Source organism: Streptomyces sp. NPDC050610 (genome assembly GCF_040654875.1).
Lineage (GTDB): Bacteria > Actinomycetota > Actinomycetes > Streptomycetales > Streptomycetaceae > Streptomyces.
This window is the reverse complement of the sequence record NZ_JBFAIV010000022.1, coordinates 93,680-108,435: the sequence shown is the minus strand read 5'-3', so window position 1 is coordinate 108,435 and position 14,756 is coordinate 93,680. Positions and strand designations below refer to the sequence as shown.

The following is a 14,756-nucleotide window of genomic DNA, read 5'->3' as shown; positions in this document are numbered from 1 at the left end:
GCTGTGCGACAGGTCGTCTTCCCCCACTACGGCGAGCCCTCCGACGTACTGCGGCTGCGCCACCGCCCCGTACCGGAGCCCGGCGCCGGCCAGGTGCGGGTCCGGATGCGCGCCAGTCCCGTCAACCCCGCCGACCTGCTGCTGATCCGAGGGCGTTACGGACGGTCCGCCGCCTTCCGGCCCGGCCCGCGTCCGGACCGGAGCGCCGCCGACTCGCCCGTCGGCTTCGAGGGCGCGGGCGTGATCGAGACCGTCGGACCCGGGGCGGCCCTCGGCATCGGGACGCGGGTGGCGGTCTCCGCCCTGGGCACTTGGGCCGAACAGCTCGTCACGGACGCGGCCGACGTCATTCCCGTACCGGACGGCCTCCCCGACGACGTGGCCTGCCAGCTCACGATCAACCCGGTCACCGCCCACCTCCTCCTCGACGACCTGTCCTCCCTGCGGCCGGGCGATCTCGTCCTGTTCACCGCGGCCGCTTCGGCCGTCGGCCGGATGCTGGTCCGGCTCGCGTACGGGCGCGGGCTGCGCTGCCTGTGTCTGGTACGGGACAAGCGGCACCGTCCCGCGCTGATGGAGGCCGGCGCCGAAGCCGTACTCGGCCAGGACGACGCGGCCACGGAACGGCAATTGGCGGCCCTCGCCGAGGGCTGCGGCATCGCCGCCGCTCTCGACGCGGTGGGCGGGGCCGCCGGAACACTCGCCCTGCGTGCGCTGCGCGACCAGGGGCGGTTCGTCAGCTACGGCATGCTCTCCGGCCGCCCTCTCTCCGTCGACCCCGATGAACTGGTCTTCCGCGGTATCGCCGTGACCGGGTTCTGGCTGCCCGCACGTCTTGGCCGGCTGCCCGGCGATGAAGCGGGGCGGCTGGTGCGGCGTATCGCCGATCGGCTCGCTGACGGGCGGCCGGACGAGGTACGACTCGCCCTTCCGGAGGCCGAACGCTTCGACCTCGCCGATGTCGCCCAGGCCGTTCGGCATGTGCCGTGCCCGGGGCGTACGTCCAAGGCCGTGCTGACCAGCTGACGCCACCACCCCGCCCCGTACGTCCCCTTCCTCCCCGCGACTCTCGTCTGGACACGTTATGCGCGACGACCACCGTCACGAGCACCCCATTCCCGACACCGTCCGAGCCTGGAACGACACCGCCACCGACTACCCCCGGCACGCCACCGTCCCCGCCCTGTTCGCCGAGCAGGTCCGCGCGCACCCCGACCACCCGGCCCTTGAATGGGACGAGGGCCGCCTCACGTACCGGGAGCTCTACGACCGCGTCCGCCGGGCCGCCGCGCACCTACGGGCGCGCGGCGTGGCGGACGGGGACACCGTCGCCGTCCTGCTGCGGCGCTCGCCGGAGGCCGTGGTGGCCGTACTGGGCGTGCTGGAGGCGGGCGCCGCCTATCTGCCGCTGGATCCGGAGGACCCCGACGACCGGCTGGAGACGGTGCTGACCGGTGCCGGAGTCCGGCACGCGATCACGGCGCCGAGCGTGAGCGATCCGTCGGAGTCATCGGACTCGCCGCCGTCTCCCGTGAACCGTCACTGCACGCGGGTGACCACGGAAGACCTGGCCGGGCAGCGCCCGCCGGCCGATGACGAGCGGTGGGGCGAGGGCCGGCGGGCCACCGACCCGGCGTACGTGATCTACACCTCCGGCTCCACGGGGGACCCGAAGGGGGTCGTCTGTCCGCACCGCGGCCCGGTCCGGCTGGTGAAGAACACCGACTATCTGCAACTGGGGCCGGACGACCGGCTGCTCGCGACCACTGCGCTGACCTTCGACGTCTCCTGCCTGGAACTCTTCGCTCCGCTGCTGAACGGCGGCTGTCTGGTGCTGCCGGACCCCCAGGCGCCGCTGTCCGCGGACGCGCTGGAGGAGACGATGCGCCGGCACCGGATCGGGGTGATGTGGCTCAGCGCCGGGCTGTTCCACCAGCACGCCGAGGACAACCCGCGCATGTTCGGCACGCTGCGGGCGCTGATCGCCGGGGGCGACGCGCTCAGCCCGTCCGCGGTGCGCGCCGTGCTCCGGCACGGCCGCCCGGACATGCTGATCAACGGGTACGGGCCGACCGAGGCGTCGTCGCTCGCCACGGCCCACCACGTCGAGGACCTCGCCGCGCACGCCGAGACCGTGCCGATCGGCCGCCCGATCGCGAACTCCACCGCCTACGTGGTCCGCGAGGACGGCCGGCTGGCCGCGCCGGGCGAGGACGGCGAGCTGTGGGTCGGCGGCGACGGCGTCGCCTGCGGCTACCTGGGCGACCCCGAACGGACCGCCGAGGTCTTCGTACCCGACCGGTTCGGGACCGACCCGCACGGGCGGCTCTACCGGACCGGCGACGTGGCCCGTTGGCGGCGCGACGGCGTACTGGAGTACCGGGGGCGCCGCGACCGTCAAGTCAAGATCCGCGGCTACCGGGTGGAACTGGACGAGATCGAACTCGCCCTGGCCGGACACCCCGAGGTCCGCGAGGCGGCGGTGGACGTGGTGGGCGAGGGGGCCGGACAGCGCCTCGCCGCCGCGGCCGTACCCGCCCCCGGCGGCCGCGCCGAGGGGCTGCCCGCGCGGCTGACCGCGCACGTACGGGACCGGCTGCCGCGGTACATGGTCCCCACGCAGCTCGCCGCCGTCGAGGAGATCCCGCTCAAGACCAGCGGGAAGATCGACCGCGACCGGTTCATGGAACTGGTCACACGGCAGGACGGCGGCGCCGAGGGCGGCGACCCGCCACGCGGCCCGGCCGAAGAAGCCGTCGCCGCCGTATGGGCCGAACTGCTCGGCCTGGGGAGCGTCGGCCGCGACGACGACTTCTTCACGCTGGGCGGTACCTCGCTGTACGCCACGCAGGCCGTATCTCACGTACGGGACCGGCTCGGCCTCTCCCTGGGCGCGGACCGGGCGCTGCTGCGGGACCTGCTCGACGGTCCCGCACTGGCGGACTTCGCGGCCCGGGCCGATGAGCTGCACGCCGACGGCGTCGGTGACGGCGAGGGCCGGCGGGTGGACTTCGCCGCCGAGACCCGGCTGGACGACCGGCTGAGCTTCGGCGCACCGCCGCCCGCCGAACCCACCGCGCCCGAAACCGTGCTGCTGACCGGCGCGACCGGGTTCCTCGGCGTCCACCTGATCGACCGGCTGGCCGACGCCGGGGTGCGGGAGATCCGCTGCCTGACACGGGCCGACGACGCCGACGCGGCGCACGCGCGGATCGCCGCGCGCACGCGCCACTACGGGCTCGACCCTTCCTGCTGCGAGGACCTGGTCGTGCCCGTTCCCGGCACTCTGGAAGCGCCCCGCTTCGGGCTGTCCGACGCCGACTGGGAGCAGTTGGCCCGTACGACCGACCTCATCCTGCACGCGGGCTCACACGTCAACTTCGCCTACCCGTATGAGGCGTTGGCGCCGGCCAATGTGGGCGGCACCCGCACCGTACTCGACCTGGCGGGCGCCCACCGCCTCAAGCCCGTCCACTACATCTCCACCGTCGCGGTCGTGGCGGGCGATGGCGCCGCGGGCGTCCGCCGGGTCGACGAGGGCACGCCGCCCGGCCACCCCGACCTGATCTCCCTGGGGTACCCGGAGACCAAATGGGTCGCCGAACGCCTCATCGCCCAGGCAGCCGAACGCGGCCTGCCGACCGCTGTCCACCGCCCGTACGAGATCACCGGCACCCGGGAACGGGGCGTGTGGAACACCGACACCATGATGTGCGCCCTGTTCCGCACCATCGCCGAGACCGGCCTCGCCCCGGGCATCCCGCTGCCGCTGGACTTCGTCCCGGTCGACTACACCGCCGAGGCCGTCGTCCGCATCCTGACCCACGAGCGGCCCGACGGACGTACATACCACCTCACCAACCCGCAACCGGCCCGACTGCCGCTGCTGTCCGACCGCCTGCGGGCCATGGGCTATCCCCTTACCGACCTCACGTACGACGCCTGGGTGTCCCGGCTCGTAGAGCTGACGTCCCGTCACCCGGACCATCCCATGGCCCCCTACATGCCGATGTTCACCGGCCTGGCCCACGGCTCCGACCACACCGTCAAACAGCTCTACTTCGCCGGCACCTTCCCCGACCTGGGCCGCGCCAACACCGAGGCCGCCTTGCAGGGCAGCGGCATCGACTGCCCGCCGGTGGATGCCGACATGCTCGACCTCTACCTGCGGCGCTTCCGGGAAACCGGCTTCCTGGCCCAGCCCGAGTAGCCCGAGTAGCCCGAGTAGCCCGGGCACCACGGCACCGGCGACAGCGGACGAACACGGGGCCAGCTACACGAAATCAGCGAAGCGGGGAGAAGGCAGCATCACGAACACGAACACGAACACGAACGTGAACGCGGAAGCGAACACGGGGACGCGCGAGAACATGCCGGAGATGTCCACCGCCCAGTGGACCTTGTCCGCAAGGTCGCAGATCTCTCCGAGCGCGGTCAGGATCGCCGTCTCATCGTTGTCGATCTTCTTCGACCACAGGCCAATGATGGCCCTTGCAGGCATCGATACCGGCCCAGACCTGGGCCTTGACGACCGCGTACGACGGGGCCAGTAGCGGTGGTGCTGCAGCAGGCCCCTTGCTGCAGCACCACCTGCACCGTGTCGGCCCGCAACGATTGGCGGGGTGCAAGACCCTCCCAGGCGGCTGTCCGTGCCGCTGCGCTCCGGCGCATGTTGACGGAAGCGAGTACCCCCGCCACCACGGCCGGGGTCCCCGAGGCCCCCCCATGAGGCCCCTCGCCAGCACGCGTGGGAAGGGACCCTGCTGACCACCGGGACTGATCATTCTGGAGTGGTGGTCACCACCTCCACCCGGCGCCCCTGAAACCAGGGCCGTATCCAACTCTCCCACGCCCTCCGGTGCATTCACGGACAGTTCAGCCCGACTGCGACGTGCCGGCTCATCACAGTCGGGTGAGAGGTATCGGGTGATCGAGCCGACTGCACACCTCCAGCGAGCCGTTCGCCAATGCGTCACCCCCTCCGACCTGTCATAGACGGTCCAGGAACAGGCATTCCCTTGGCCTGGCCGCTGAACTCCCACGCGCGCCCGCGGCCCGTCGCCCACTATTCGGGGACCCGGGCGCGTACCAAGAGTGTGCCGACGTCCTGCGGGTCGGGTGCGGGGAGGATCTGGGCGTCGGTGTCGGTGAGGCCGTGGCGCTTGAGGAGGTCGGCCCACCATTCGGGCGAGTAGGCCCAGCGCACGACGACGAGTTTGCGGCCGGTCAGGCCGTTGCCGTACATCGGCTCGGGCCCGTAGTGCCCCTGGATCGGCTCGGCCTGGGAGAAGGCGAAGACGCCGCCGGGGTTCAGGCGCCGGGCGCCCGAGCCGCACACCGCCTCCCCGACCAGTCCCCCGCGGGCCGCCTCCTCCCGTTCACCCCGGCACAGGCCACGCTCTACCAGGTCAGCGTCCGCTGGGCCCTCGGCGACGTCGGAGCCGCCCTGAACGCCGGCCGCACCCTGCACGAGGACCAGTTCGCCACCCACGAACGCAAGGGACGCATGCACACCGACCTCGCGCGCGCCTGGTGGCAGTGGGGCAAGGCCGAGCAGACCGCCACCGAGCTGCTGCTGGCCCTGCGCGTGTCACCGGGAGAGGTCCGCGACCGCCCGTCGATCCGAAACATCGTCACCGACCTGTGCTCCCGGCACCCCCGCGTACCAGGGGTACGCGAACTGGCCGCCGCCACCGCAGCGACCGCGGCCTGATCAACGGCCCGCTCGGCCCGGCAAACCCTCGGGGACGCGCTGCTGGAGCACGTATGTCCGCTGCTCGGCCAGATGGGTCACGGCATAGCGGTGCTGGGCGCAGCTGAGAGCGGCGGTCTCGACGGCGGCGCGGGCGTAACCATGTTTCCTCCGGCGGCCGTTGGAATTGTGTGACGAAAACCAAAAAGCACGCCGAGGACACCTGCTCGTTTGTCTACCAGTGCCGTCTGCCGCTGTCCACGCGGACGGTCAACCACCTCGCCGATCTGCTGCGGCGTCACCTGAAAGTAATCCGGTCCAGGTGGCGGATCCTGCCGCCCGGGAAGATCGCGGTGATCGTCCTGGCTGTGCTGGGCCACGGCCAGCGCCTGGCCGACATGGCCGACGGCAACAACGTGTCCGAGTCGACCGTCCGCCGCTGGCGCGACGAGCTGATCGCCCTGCTCGCCGCGCAGGCGCCGCGTCTGGACCGCGCCCTGAAGAAGGTCGCCCGGCAGGGCGGGGAGGTGGTCCTGACCGACGGCACCCTCATCGCCACCCAGCGCCGCACCGGGAAGGCCGACCGGCGCAACTACTCCGGCAAACACCACCGGCACGGCCTGCACTTCCTCATCCTGACCGACGAGCGAGGCCGCTTGATCTGGATATCCGCCGCCCGGCCCGGCCGCACCCACGACGACACCGCCACCCGCCACGACCACCTCCTGGCCCACCTGCGTGCCGCCGGCCTCGGGGCCCTGGCGGATCTGGGCTTTCGCGGTCTGGACAACGACGTACTCGACCCCGTGATCGTCACCGGCTTCCACGCCACCCGCGCCCACAAGCTCACCCCCGGCCAGAAGACCGCCAACCGCGTCCTCGCCAACGGACGCGCACCGGTCGAGTACGGCTTCGCCCCCCTCAAGAACTGGCGGATCCTCACCAAACTCCGCACCGACCCGGCCCGCGCCACCTGCGTCCTGCGCGCCCTGCTCGTCCTGACGAACCTCGAAGTCAACCGCTGAGGGATCCACTCAGCAGGATGCCGCCCACGACGAATTGACGTGTCCCGGTACCGGGCGTACCGGCCCTTGGCCAGTGCCCCATTGGGCCGACCCCGGACGGCCCCCCTGGAACCGGTTGCATCAGGGCTGAATGGTTTCCAGGTCTGCGAGGAGGCTGGAGTGGGTCGGCTGCCACCCGAGGGCATCGCGGGTGTGGGTGCTGGACGCCGGCTGGTCCATGGCGAAGATCGGGCCGAACGGGCCGAAGTTCTCCTGCGCAACCTCCTCGACCGGCAGGCCCAGTCGCCGGCCGATGACTGTGGCGATGTCCCGCACCGCGTCGCCCTCGTCGGCGACGGCGTGCCAGGCCGTCCCGGCCGGTGCGGACTCAAGGGCCAGACGGAACAGGACGGCTGCGTCGAGTGCGTGCACGGCCGGCCAGCGCTGGGCGCCGTCGCCCGGGTAGCCGGCCACCCCGGTGCGGCGCGCTTGATCGGTCAACAGGCCGGCGAATCCGCCCTGGCCTTCGTTGTGGACCGTGCGCGGCATGCGGACAGCCGTGCTGCGCACACCGCGCGAGGCGAGGTCCAGCAGTGCGTTGACCGAACGGCCCCGACCGCCCACCGGTCCGTCGGTCGGCAGCGGATCGGCCTCGGTGGAGGCGCGTCCCGGCACCCAGGGCGTCCCGGAGACCGTGACGATCGGGCGGTCGCTGCCGACGAGTTCCTGCCCCAGCACGGTGAGAGCCGCGCTCTCCTCGGCTATGGCCTGCGCGAGCGCGTCCGGACTGCTGTAGTCGCGTCCGAACGCCAGGCTGATCACGCCGTCGCACTGCCCTGCGCCGGACCGCAGGACGTCGAGGTCCGCCAGGTCTCCCCGCAGCACCTTGGCACCAGCGCGCTCAAGGGCCTGCGCGGAGCCGTCCGAGCGCGCCAGCGCGAGAACGGCGTGGCCGTTGCCGAGCAGTTCAGCGACGACGGCGGAGCCGATGGTGCCAGTACCGCCGGTGACGAAGACATGCATGAGCTCTCCCTGAAAGTGATGGGACTGTTATCCCATCACTGACCATACACCGGGTGACGGGACAGGTGTCCCATCGCCTATCCTGGTCTCATGGCTAGATGGCAACCGGGGGCGACCCAGCGACTCGTCGTCGCGGCTGTCGACCTGTTCACCGAGCAGGGCTACGACGCCACCACGGTGACGCAGATAGCCGAGCGCGCCGGCGTCACCAAAAGCACCTTCTTCCGGCACTTCTCCGACAAGCGCGAGCTGCTGGTCGCCGGCCAGGAGACGCTCAGCAGGCTGCTCGCCGACGGCATTACCGAGGCTCCTGCAAGTGCTAGCCCGCTCCAGGCGGTGGCAGCTGGTCTCGAGCGCGCATCGAGCGCCATGGGACCGACGAACCGCGAACTCGGCCCCCGCCTCGAAGCAGCCGTGGCAGCCAGCACCGAACTACAGGAGCGCGACGCCCTCAAGAGCGTCGGTCTCGCGGCCGCCATGACAGCCGCGCTCACCGCCCGTGGCGTCCCCGACCCGACCGCGCACCTCGCGGGCGAGCTGGGAGTCCTCGCGTTCAAGCGGGGATACGCCCGGTGGTCCGAAAGCGATCGTGATGACACAGAAGGGCTCGCGCCACATGCACTGGCAGCCCTGGAAGACCTGCGTGCGGCAACTGCGTCGCTGGGCTGATCCATGCCGCTCGGCTGTCGGCGCCTCGGGCACTGTGGCGCCCGTCGACTCCCTCCGAGAGGCCCTGCTCTTCCTGGCAGACCTCCAAGCCAATCGCTGACAGATGGCCTACTGCGCAGGCAGTCACCCAGGACCAGCGCGAGCACCCCGAGAGCCGGTCACGCCAGCCCTTTGACCTGTGATTTCAAGTTGGCGGAGGCTCAATACGGCAAGCCTCCGCTGACGCATTGCTGGAATACATATGTTGGCTGGTGGGTCAGGTGGGTTACGACGTAGCGGTGCTGGGCGCAGCTGAGAGCGGCGGTCTCGACGGCGGGCAGCAGCCGGACCTCCGCGTGCACGACCGCACTGACCTCCGCGTACCAGCGGACAGCGCCGTCGACGAGCCGGGCGGACACGAGTCGGGATGTACGGCAACACCATCCCGTGGCGCTGCCGGTGCGAAGACGGCCGATGACTTCCAGAGGCGAGTGCTCCGGTGCACCAACGGCGTCCCCCTCCCGCAGACCGGGGCCGACGAGCACACCGCCGTTGGCTTGCCCGGCTGCCGGGGTCCATCCGGTCGCCGTGACCAGCTGACGTACGGCGGCGTCGCACGCCGACGTGTCCGGAGTGCCGTGCGTGCGGCTCGGGTCCCGGTACAGGACCACCTCGTCCACCGGGTCGTCGTCGGCCTCGCCCGGCAGGAAGGCTGCCATCGGCCAGGTGGTCGCCAGGACCGCGAGCGTGCGGCGGACCTGCTCGGCTGGAGCGGCGGTGGGCAGTCGCAGCGACCGCGTCCACGCTCCCTCTGAGGTTCCCCGGTGTGCGGGAGGTGCTGATCAGCTGGTCAGCGCGGGGTGACGGGTATTCAGGTTCGCTTGTTCGGCCGTCGCTCGGTTGGTGTAGTGCTGCTCCTCGAACTCGATGGGGCTGAGGAAGCCGAGCCGTTTCTGGATGCGCCGGCCGTTATAGAAGCCGTCGATGTACTCGAAGAGCGCGAGGTTGGCCTCGGCCCGGGTGGCGAAGACGCGACCGCGGGTGCATTCCGTCTTGATGATCATCCAGAGATTCTCTGCGAGAGCGTTGTCGTACGAGTCGCCGACCGAGCCCATGGACGCCTCGATCCCCGCTCTGACCAGGCGTGTTGTGAGCTTCACAGACGTGTACTGGCAGCCGTGGCCGGCGTGATGAATCAGCGTGCCGGGCTCGACCTCCCGGCTGGCCAGCGCGTACTCCAGCGAGGTCAGGACCAGGTCGGCGTCCGCACGGCCGGAGGTCTCCCAGGCCACCACCCGGCGGGAGAACGCATCCCGGATCGCCGAGAGCCACAGCGGCCCCTCGCCGGTCGGAATCATCGTCAGGTCGGTGACCCACAACCTGTTCGGCGCGGGGGCGGTGAAGTCCCGCTCGACCAGGTCCGGGGCCAGGGCGGCGCTGGGGTCCCGGCGCGTGAAACCCTTCCGGCGCGGGCTGACGCCCGCGAGATCGGCCTCGCGCATCAGCCGCTCGACCCGCTTGCGCCCGACGTGGACGCCCTCACGCCTGAGGACCGCGTGGACACGTGGGGAGCCGTAGATCCCGCCGGAGTCGGTGTGGATACGTGTGATCTGCCCGGTCAGCTCGACGTCCCGGCGGATCCGTTCACAGGGCTCGGTCCCGGCGCGGCGCCAGCGGTAGTAGGTGGAGGAGGCGATGTGCAGTTCCCGGAGAGTGGGCTCGACCTCCAGGTGCGGGTGCTCGGTGAAGAGCGCCGTCACCTGGGCCGGGTCGGGTCGAGCTGCGCGGCGAAAAAAGCCGAGGCCGTCCGCAGGACCTCGTTCGCCCGCTTGAGCTGGGCGTTCTCCTTGCGCAGGGCCACGAGCTCCTCACGCTCGGCGGTGGTGGACCGGTCGTCACGCTCGCCCGCGTCCGCCTCGGCCTGCCGAATCCAGGTACGCAGGGCCTCGGGATGCACCCCGAGATCGGCGCCCAGCCTCTTGATCTGCGGCTTCGGGTCGGCGGTGCGATACATCCGTACCGCACGCTCACGCAACTCCAGCGGGTATTTTCTCGGCGCAGCCATGGTCGGACTTCCTCTCATGAGTCCCACCTGACCCGACGTCACCACCCTCCGCATCCTGGGGAAACCTCAAAGTGCGTTCTGACCCGTACGGAACTCACCTCCGGCCTGGCCAAGCGGCCCTACGACCTTCGGCACGCCGGGATCTCCTTCTGGCTGCACTCCGGCGTGGACCCGGCCGAATGCGCTTGCCGCGCCGGTCAGAGCATCGAGGTCCTTTTCCGTCACTACGCCAAATTCCTGGACGGCGTCCGGGAGCAGGCCAACCGCCTCATCGAGCAGTCCATGCAGGAGTGGGACCGCCTCAGCCAGGGCTCCACGCCTGCGGGGTGAGCCTGGTCCTGGACCGGAAATAGACCGGAAGCACTGGTCAGAACGGGTGCAGCAGGGGGAGAAAGTGGGAGGTAAGCCGCATACTGACTCTTGCATGGAACCGAGCGAGTGAAGGGCCCGCGACCGGCGAAAAGCCAGGTCAGGGGCCCTTTTTCCGGCTTCTAGAAGAAGCCCAGCTTCTTCGGGGAGTAGGAGACGAGGAGGTTTTTCGTCTGCTGATAGTGGTCCAGCATCATCTTGTGGTTCTCGCGGCCGATGCCCGACTGCTTGTAGCCGCCGAAGGCGGCGTGGGCCGGGTAGGCGTGGTAGCAGTTGGTCCAGACGCGGCCGGCCTGGATGGCGCGGCCCGCGCGGTAGGCGAGGGTGCCGTTGCGGGTCCAGACGCCGGCGCCGAGGCCGTAGAGGGTGTCGTTGGCGGTTTTGACGGCGTCGTCGAAGTCGGCGAAGGGGGCGACGGCTACCACCGGGCCGAAGATCTCCTCCTGGAAGACGCGCATGCGGTTGTCGCCTTCGAAGATAGTGGGCTGGACGTAGTAGCCGCCCGCCAGATCGCCGCCGAGGTCGGCGCGGGCGCCGCCGGTGAGGATGCGGGCGCCTTCCTGCTTTCCGATGTCGAGGTAGGAGAGGATCTTCTCCAGCTGGTCGTTGGAGGCCTGGGCGCCGATCATCGTGTCCGTGTCCAGCGGGTGGCCCGGCACGATCGCCTCGGTGCGGGCTACCGCCGCGTCCATGAAGGTGCGGTAGTGGCCCTGCTGGATCAGCGCGCGGGAGGGGCACGTACAGACCTCGCCCTGGTTCAGGGCGAACATCGTGAAGCCTTCGAGCGCCTTGTCCAGGAAGTCGTCGTCGGCCGACGACACGTCGTCGAAGAAGATGTTGGGGCTCTTGCCGCCGAGTTCCAGCGTGACGGGCTTCAGGTTCTCCGACGCGTACTGCATGATCAGGCGGCCCGTCGTGGTCTCCCCGGTGAAGGCGACCTTCGCGATCCTCGGGCTGGAGGCGAGCGGCTTGCCGGCCTCGACGCCGAAGCCGTTCACGATGTTGACCACGCCCGGCGGCAGCAGGTCCGCCACCAGGCTCATCCAGTAGTGGAGCGAGGCGGGCGTCTGCTCGGCGGGCTTGAGGACCACGGCGTTGCCCGCGGCCAGGGCCGGTGCGAGTTTCCACGCGGCCATCAGGATCGGGAAGTTCCACGGGATGATCTGTGCGACGACCCCCAGCGGCTCGTGGAAGTGGTATGCGACCGTGTCCTCGTCGAGCTCCGAGAGGCTGCCCTCCTGGGCCCGGATCGCCCCGGCGAAGTACCGGAAGTGGTCGATCGCCAGCGGGATGTCCGCGGCCAGCGTCTCCCGTACGGGCTTGCCGTTCTCCCAGCTCTCCGCGACCGCGAGCGCTTCGAGGTTGGCTTCCATCCGGTCCGCGATCCGGTTCAGCACCGTCGCCCGTTCGGCCGGCGCGGTACGGCCCCAGGCCGGGGCCGCCGCATGAGCCGCGTCCAGGGCGTGCTCGACATCCTCGGCGGTGCCCCGCGCGATCTCGGTGAACGGTTGTCCGTTGATCGGCGTCGGGTTCTCGAAGTACCGGCCCTGCTTGGGCGGCACGTACTCGCCGCCGATCCAGTGGTCGTACCGCGAGCTGTACGAGACGATCGCGTCTGCGGAACCAGGGCTGGCGTAACGAGTCATCTAGGGCGGCCTCCTGTCGGTCTGCCGCCCGCTCCCTCGCGAACGGCGGTGTGCGAGGAGGCTAGGGGGCGGGACGTTGCACGGACGTTGCGTCCAGCATTCGCCAGTCGTCGTCCGCCAGTCGTCGTCCGCCAGTCGTTGTTCACCGGGCATTGTCCGCCGGGCATTGTCCGCCGGGCGTTGTTCACCGGTTGTCGTCCGCCGGGAGTCGTTCATCGGGTGTCTTTCACCGGTCCTCGCCCACCGGTCCCCGTCCGCCCGTTCTCATTCACCGGTCCGGTCCGTCGACGCCCGTCGGGCCGCCCACCCCCACCCCGTACGCCGCCCGCAGTCTCCCCGTCCGCGCCGCCACCGCCTCCCGCCCCGGCGCCCGCTCCGCCAGCACCCCCAGCAGCGCCTCGCTCACCTCAAGGTCGTCCTCGCCCCACGGCGACTGGACCCACCACCGCAGCAGATACGGATCGCGCGCCGCCAGCAGCGCCCGGCGGACCCCGTCCTCCAGCACGTACCGCGCCCGGCGCACGCCCGGCGCCTCCGACGACGGCAGCAGCGGACCCCGGTACGTACGCGACACGGCGTGCAGCGCCCCGGCCGCGAGCTCGTCGGCCGCCGTCGCCGCGTCGGTGCGCAGGGGCGCGCAGAGCCGGTACGGGCGTGAGACCAGCAGCGGGCCCACCAGGCGGCGCAGCCGGGAGAGTTCGGCGCGCAGCGTCACCGGGTCGACGGGGCGTTCGCCGTACAGTTCCAGGGCCAGCCGGTCGCCCGTCAGGCCCTCGGGGTGGCAGGCCAGCAGCACCATGATCTCGCTGTGCCGGCGGCCCAGCCGCAGCCGTCGGCCGCCGATCGACAGCAGCGCCTCGTCGCGGCCCAGCGCGGTCAGGAAGTCGCGCTCCGCGCAGGGCGCGGCCGACAGCTGTGCCTCTGCCGCGCGGGCCGTCGCCTGGACCAGCGCCAGGCTGTACGGCCCCGCCAGGTGGTCGCCGCCGGAGATGTCCACCGCGCCCAGCAGCCGTCCGCTGCGCGGGTCGTGGACGGGGGCGGCGGCGCAGGTCCACGGCTGTACCACGCGGTTGTAGTGCTCGGTGGTGAAGATCTGCACCGCGTGGTCGGTGGCGAGCGCCGTGCCCGGGCCGTTGGTGCCCGCGTGCCGTTCGTCCCAGCGGCCGCCCGCGACCAGGTTCATCGTCTCGGCCCGGCCCCGCGCCCCGGCGTGCCCCTCCACCCACAGCATGCGCCCGTGCTCGTCGCACACCGCCAGCAGATACGCGCCCTCGTCGGCCACGGACCCCAGCAACTCCCTGACCAGCGGCATCGCGCCCGCCAGCGGATGCGCCCGGCGGTACTCGGCCAACTCGTCGTCGCTCAGGTCGATGGGTGCGACGGCCTCTGTCGCCGATCGTGAACGGGCGCAGCGCCGCCAGGAGTCGGCGACCACCTGCCGTACCTGCGGGCCGACCGCGCCCCGGGCCAGGAACTCCTCGTGCGCGCAGCGGACCGCACGGCGGCTTTCGGCGGGGTCGGCGTCCGCCGCCAGCGCGAGCCATGGGTTGACCACGTGGACCCTCCGGAACGTTCGGCAGCGGCGGTTTCGACGATACCGCCGGTGACGCCGCGCGGAGGGGGCGCGTAACCGGGTGGTGAGGCGTATCCGCAGCCGTGGCAGATCTTCCAGCCGTCCTGGTTCACGGCGAGCTGCCCTCCGCAGTTCGGGCACTGTTCCGCACGAGGCCGCAGCCGACGGGCCGGCGCGCTCGTGCCAAGGCCGTGCGGGACGTACGCGGTCGCGGTCATGATCCCTCCTTGCCGCCCACATTCCCTGCCGGGCGACTGCCCCGCAAGTGGAATAACAAGCCCCCGCACCACGGCACTTGCGGCTCCGTACCCACGCCTCCACCCTGCGAGTACGCACGTTCGGCCGGTTCTCCCCACCCGCCCTCTCCGCTGCCTCTCCCGGCCGTTCCCCGCCTCCTTCCGTCCGTGAAGGGAAGAGACCATGCCGAAAACCCCGGCGGCCACCGCGAAGACGCTCGCCGACATCGCCGAACGCACTGTCACCGCGTACGTGACCACCTTCCTCGGCCTGCTGATGGCCGACGGGTTCGACCTCACCAGCGTCTCCGCGCTCAAAGCCGCCGCCGTCGCGGCGCTCCCCGCGGCCCTCTCCGTGCTCAAAGGAACCATCGGCACCCGGGTCGGCGACAAGAGCAGCGCCGCCTGGCTGCCGGACCGCCGCACTCGGGCCTGACCGATTCACACGGGGTGTGCGCGCCGCACCCACGGGCAATCGACGCACACGCTCCCGCCCGGCG

General features: G+C 71.2%; 12 protein-coding genes and 2 pseudogenes. 6 read left to right on the top strand and 8 right to left on the bottom strand.

Annotated features, from left to right (window positions below; genetic code table 11):
* Positions 1 to 3: 3 nt before the first annotated feature.
* Entirely contained in the window at positions 4 to 1,026 is a 1,023-nt protein-coding gene (locus tag AB0I22_RS25640; protein WP_363133242.1) for a zinc-dependent alcohol dehydrogenase family protein, read from the top strand.
* Positions 1,027 to 1,084: 58 nt separating this feature from the next.
* Complete coding sequence (locus tag AB0I22_RS25635) at positions 1,085 to 4,210, top strand: amino acid adenylation domain-containing protein (RefSeq protein WP_363133241.1); 3,126 nt, start codon at positions 1,085 to 1,087, stop codon at positions 4,208 to 4,210.
* Positions 4,211 to 4,372: 162 nt separating this feature from the next.
* Here AB0I22_RS25635 and AB0I22_RS25630 read toward each other — a convergent pair.
* Together AB0I22_RS25630 and AB0I22_RS25625 are read right to left on the bottom strand one after the other, a co-directional pair.
* A pseudogene (locus AB0I22_RS25630) lies at positions 4,373 to 4,505 on the bottom strand (IS110 family transposase); the annotation flags it as partial.
* Between the two features lie 560 nt (positions 4,506 to 5,065).
* A complete protein-coding gene (locus AB0I22_RS25625) occupies positions 5,066 to 5,245 on the bottom strand; it encodes a hypothetical protein (protein WP_363133240.1) in 180 nt (59 codons plus the stop codon).
* Between the two features lie 81 nt (positions 5,246 to 5,326).
* Here AB0I22_RS25625 and AB0I22_RS25620 point away from each other — a divergent pair.
* Positions 5,327 to 5,713: pseudogene (locus tag AB0I22_RS25620) on the top strand (transcriptional regulator); the annotation flags it as partial.
* 170 nt (positions 5,714 to 5,883) lie between these two features.
* Positions 5,884 to 6,717, top strand: coding sequence for a transposase family protein (locus AB0I22_RS25615; RefSeq protein ID WP_363133239.1), 834 nt, complete (start codon positions 5,884 to 5,886; stop codon positions 6,715 to 6,717).
* Positions 6,718 to 6,837: 120 nt separating this feature from the next.
* Here AB0I22_RS25615 and AB0I22_RS25610 read toward each other — a convergent pair whose 3' ends face one another.
* Positions 6,838 to 7,719 carry an SDR family oxidoreductase gene (locus AB0I22_RS25610; protein WP_363133238.1) on the bottom strand — a complete coding sequence of 294 codons (882 nt, stop codon included), beginning with the start codon at positions 7,717 to 7,719 and terminating at the stop codon, positions 6,838 to 6,840.
* 90 nt (positions 7,720 to 7,809) lie between these two features.
* Here AB0I22_RS25610 and AB0I22_RS25605 point away from each other — a divergent pair, with 90 nt between their 5' ends.
* Positions 7,810 to 8,388, top strand: a complete 579-nt coding sequence (locus AB0I22_RS25605) for a helix-turn-helix domain-containing protein (RefSeq protein ID WP_363133237.1) — start codon at positions 7,810 to 7,812, stop codon at positions 8,386 to 8,388.
* Positions 8,389 to 8,588: 200 nt separating this feature from the next.
* On the opposite strand, the gene AB0I22_RS25600 is transcribed toward AB0I22_RS25605, so the two are convergent.
* The 5 genes from AB0I22_RS25600 to AB0I22_RS25580 all read right to left on the bottom strand — a co-directional run bounded on the left by AB0I22_RS25600 (position 8,589) and on the right by AB0I22_RS25580 (position 14,002).
* Positions 8,589 to 9,086: a hypothetical protein gene (locus AB0I22_RS25600; RefSeq protein ID WP_363133236.1), complete on the bottom strand. Its 498-nt coding sequence runs from the start codon at positions 9,084 to 9,086 to the stop codon at positions 8,589 to 8,591.
* Positions 9,087 to 9,209: 123 nt separating this feature from the next.
* Positions 9,210 to 10,127 carry an IS3 family transposase gene (locus AB0I22_RS25595; RefSeq protein WP_363133235.1) on the bottom strand — a complete coding sequence of 306 codons (918 nt, stop codon included), beginning with the start codon at positions 10,125 to 10,127 and terminating at the stop codon, positions 9,210 to 9,212.
* Positions 10,124 to 10,432: a transposase gene (locus AB0I22_RS25590; protein WP_363133234.1), complete on the bottom strand. Its 309-nt coding sequence runs from the start codon at positions 10,430 to 10,432 to the stop codon at positions 10,124 to 10,126. The genes AB0I22_RS25595 and AB0I22_RS25590 overlap by 4 nt, the downstream gene beginning before the upstream one ends.
* A 491-nt stretch (positions 10,433 to 10,923) precedes the next feature.
* Positions 10,924 to 12,447, bottom strand: coding sequence for an aldehyde dehydrogenase (gene adh, locus AB0I22_RS25585; protein ID WP_363133233.1), 1,524 nt, complete (start codon positions 12,445 to 12,447; stop codon positions 10,924 to 10,926).
* 268 nt (positions 12,448 to 12,715) lie between these two features.
* Entirely contained in the window at positions 12,716 to 14,002 is a 1,287-nt protein-coding gene (locus tag AB0I22_RS25580; RefSeq protein ID WP_363133232.1) for a GAF domain-containing protein, read from the bottom strand.
* Between the two features lie 438 nt (positions 14,003 to 14,440).
* Here AB0I22_RS25580 and AB0I22_RS25575 point away from each other — a divergent pair, with 438 nt between their 5' ends.
* Positions 14,441 to 14,692, top strand: coding sequence for a holin (locus AB0I22_RS25575; protein WP_363133231.1), 252 nt, complete (start codon positions 14,441 to 14,443; stop codon positions 14,690 to 14,692).
* Positions 14,693 to 14,756 lie beyond the last annotated feature (64 nt).

Excerpts from the sequence above, each read along its gene's own strand:
- AB0I22_RS25635 (WP_363133241.1), top strand. The coding sequence starts at position 1,085 with ATGCGCGACGACCACCGTCACGAGCACCCCATTCCCGACACCGTCCGA.
- AB0I22_RS25625 (WP_363133240.1), bottom strand. The coding sequence starts at position 5,245 with ATGTACGGCAACGGCCTGACCGGCCGCAAACTCGTCGTCGTGCGCTGG.
- AB0I22_RS25610 (WP_363133238.1), bottom strand. The coding sequence starts at position 7,719 with ATGCATGTCTTCGTCACCGGCGGTACTGGCACCATCGGCTCCGCCGTC.
- AB0I22_RS25605 (WP_363133237.1), top strand. The coding sequence starts at position 7,810 with ATGGCTAGATGGCAACCGGGGGCGACCCAGCGACTCGTCGTCGCGGCT.
- AB0I22_RS25600 (WP_363133236.1), bottom strand. The coding sequence starts at position 9,086 with ATGGCAGCCTTCCTGCCGGGCGAGGCCGACGACGACCCGGTGGACGAG.
- AB0I22_RS25590 (WP_363133234.1), bottom strand. The coding sequence starts at position 10,432 with ATGGCTGCGCCGAGAAAATACCCGCTGGAGTTGCGTGAGCGTGCGGTA.
- adh (WP_363133233.1), bottom strand. The coding sequence starts at position 12,447 with ATGACTCGTTACGCCAGCCCTGGTTCCGCAGACGCGATCGTCTCGTAC.
- AB0I22_RS25575 (WP_363133231.1), top strand. The coding sequence starts at position 14,441 with ATGCCGAAAACCCCGGCGGCCACCGCGAAGACGCTCGCCGACATCGCC.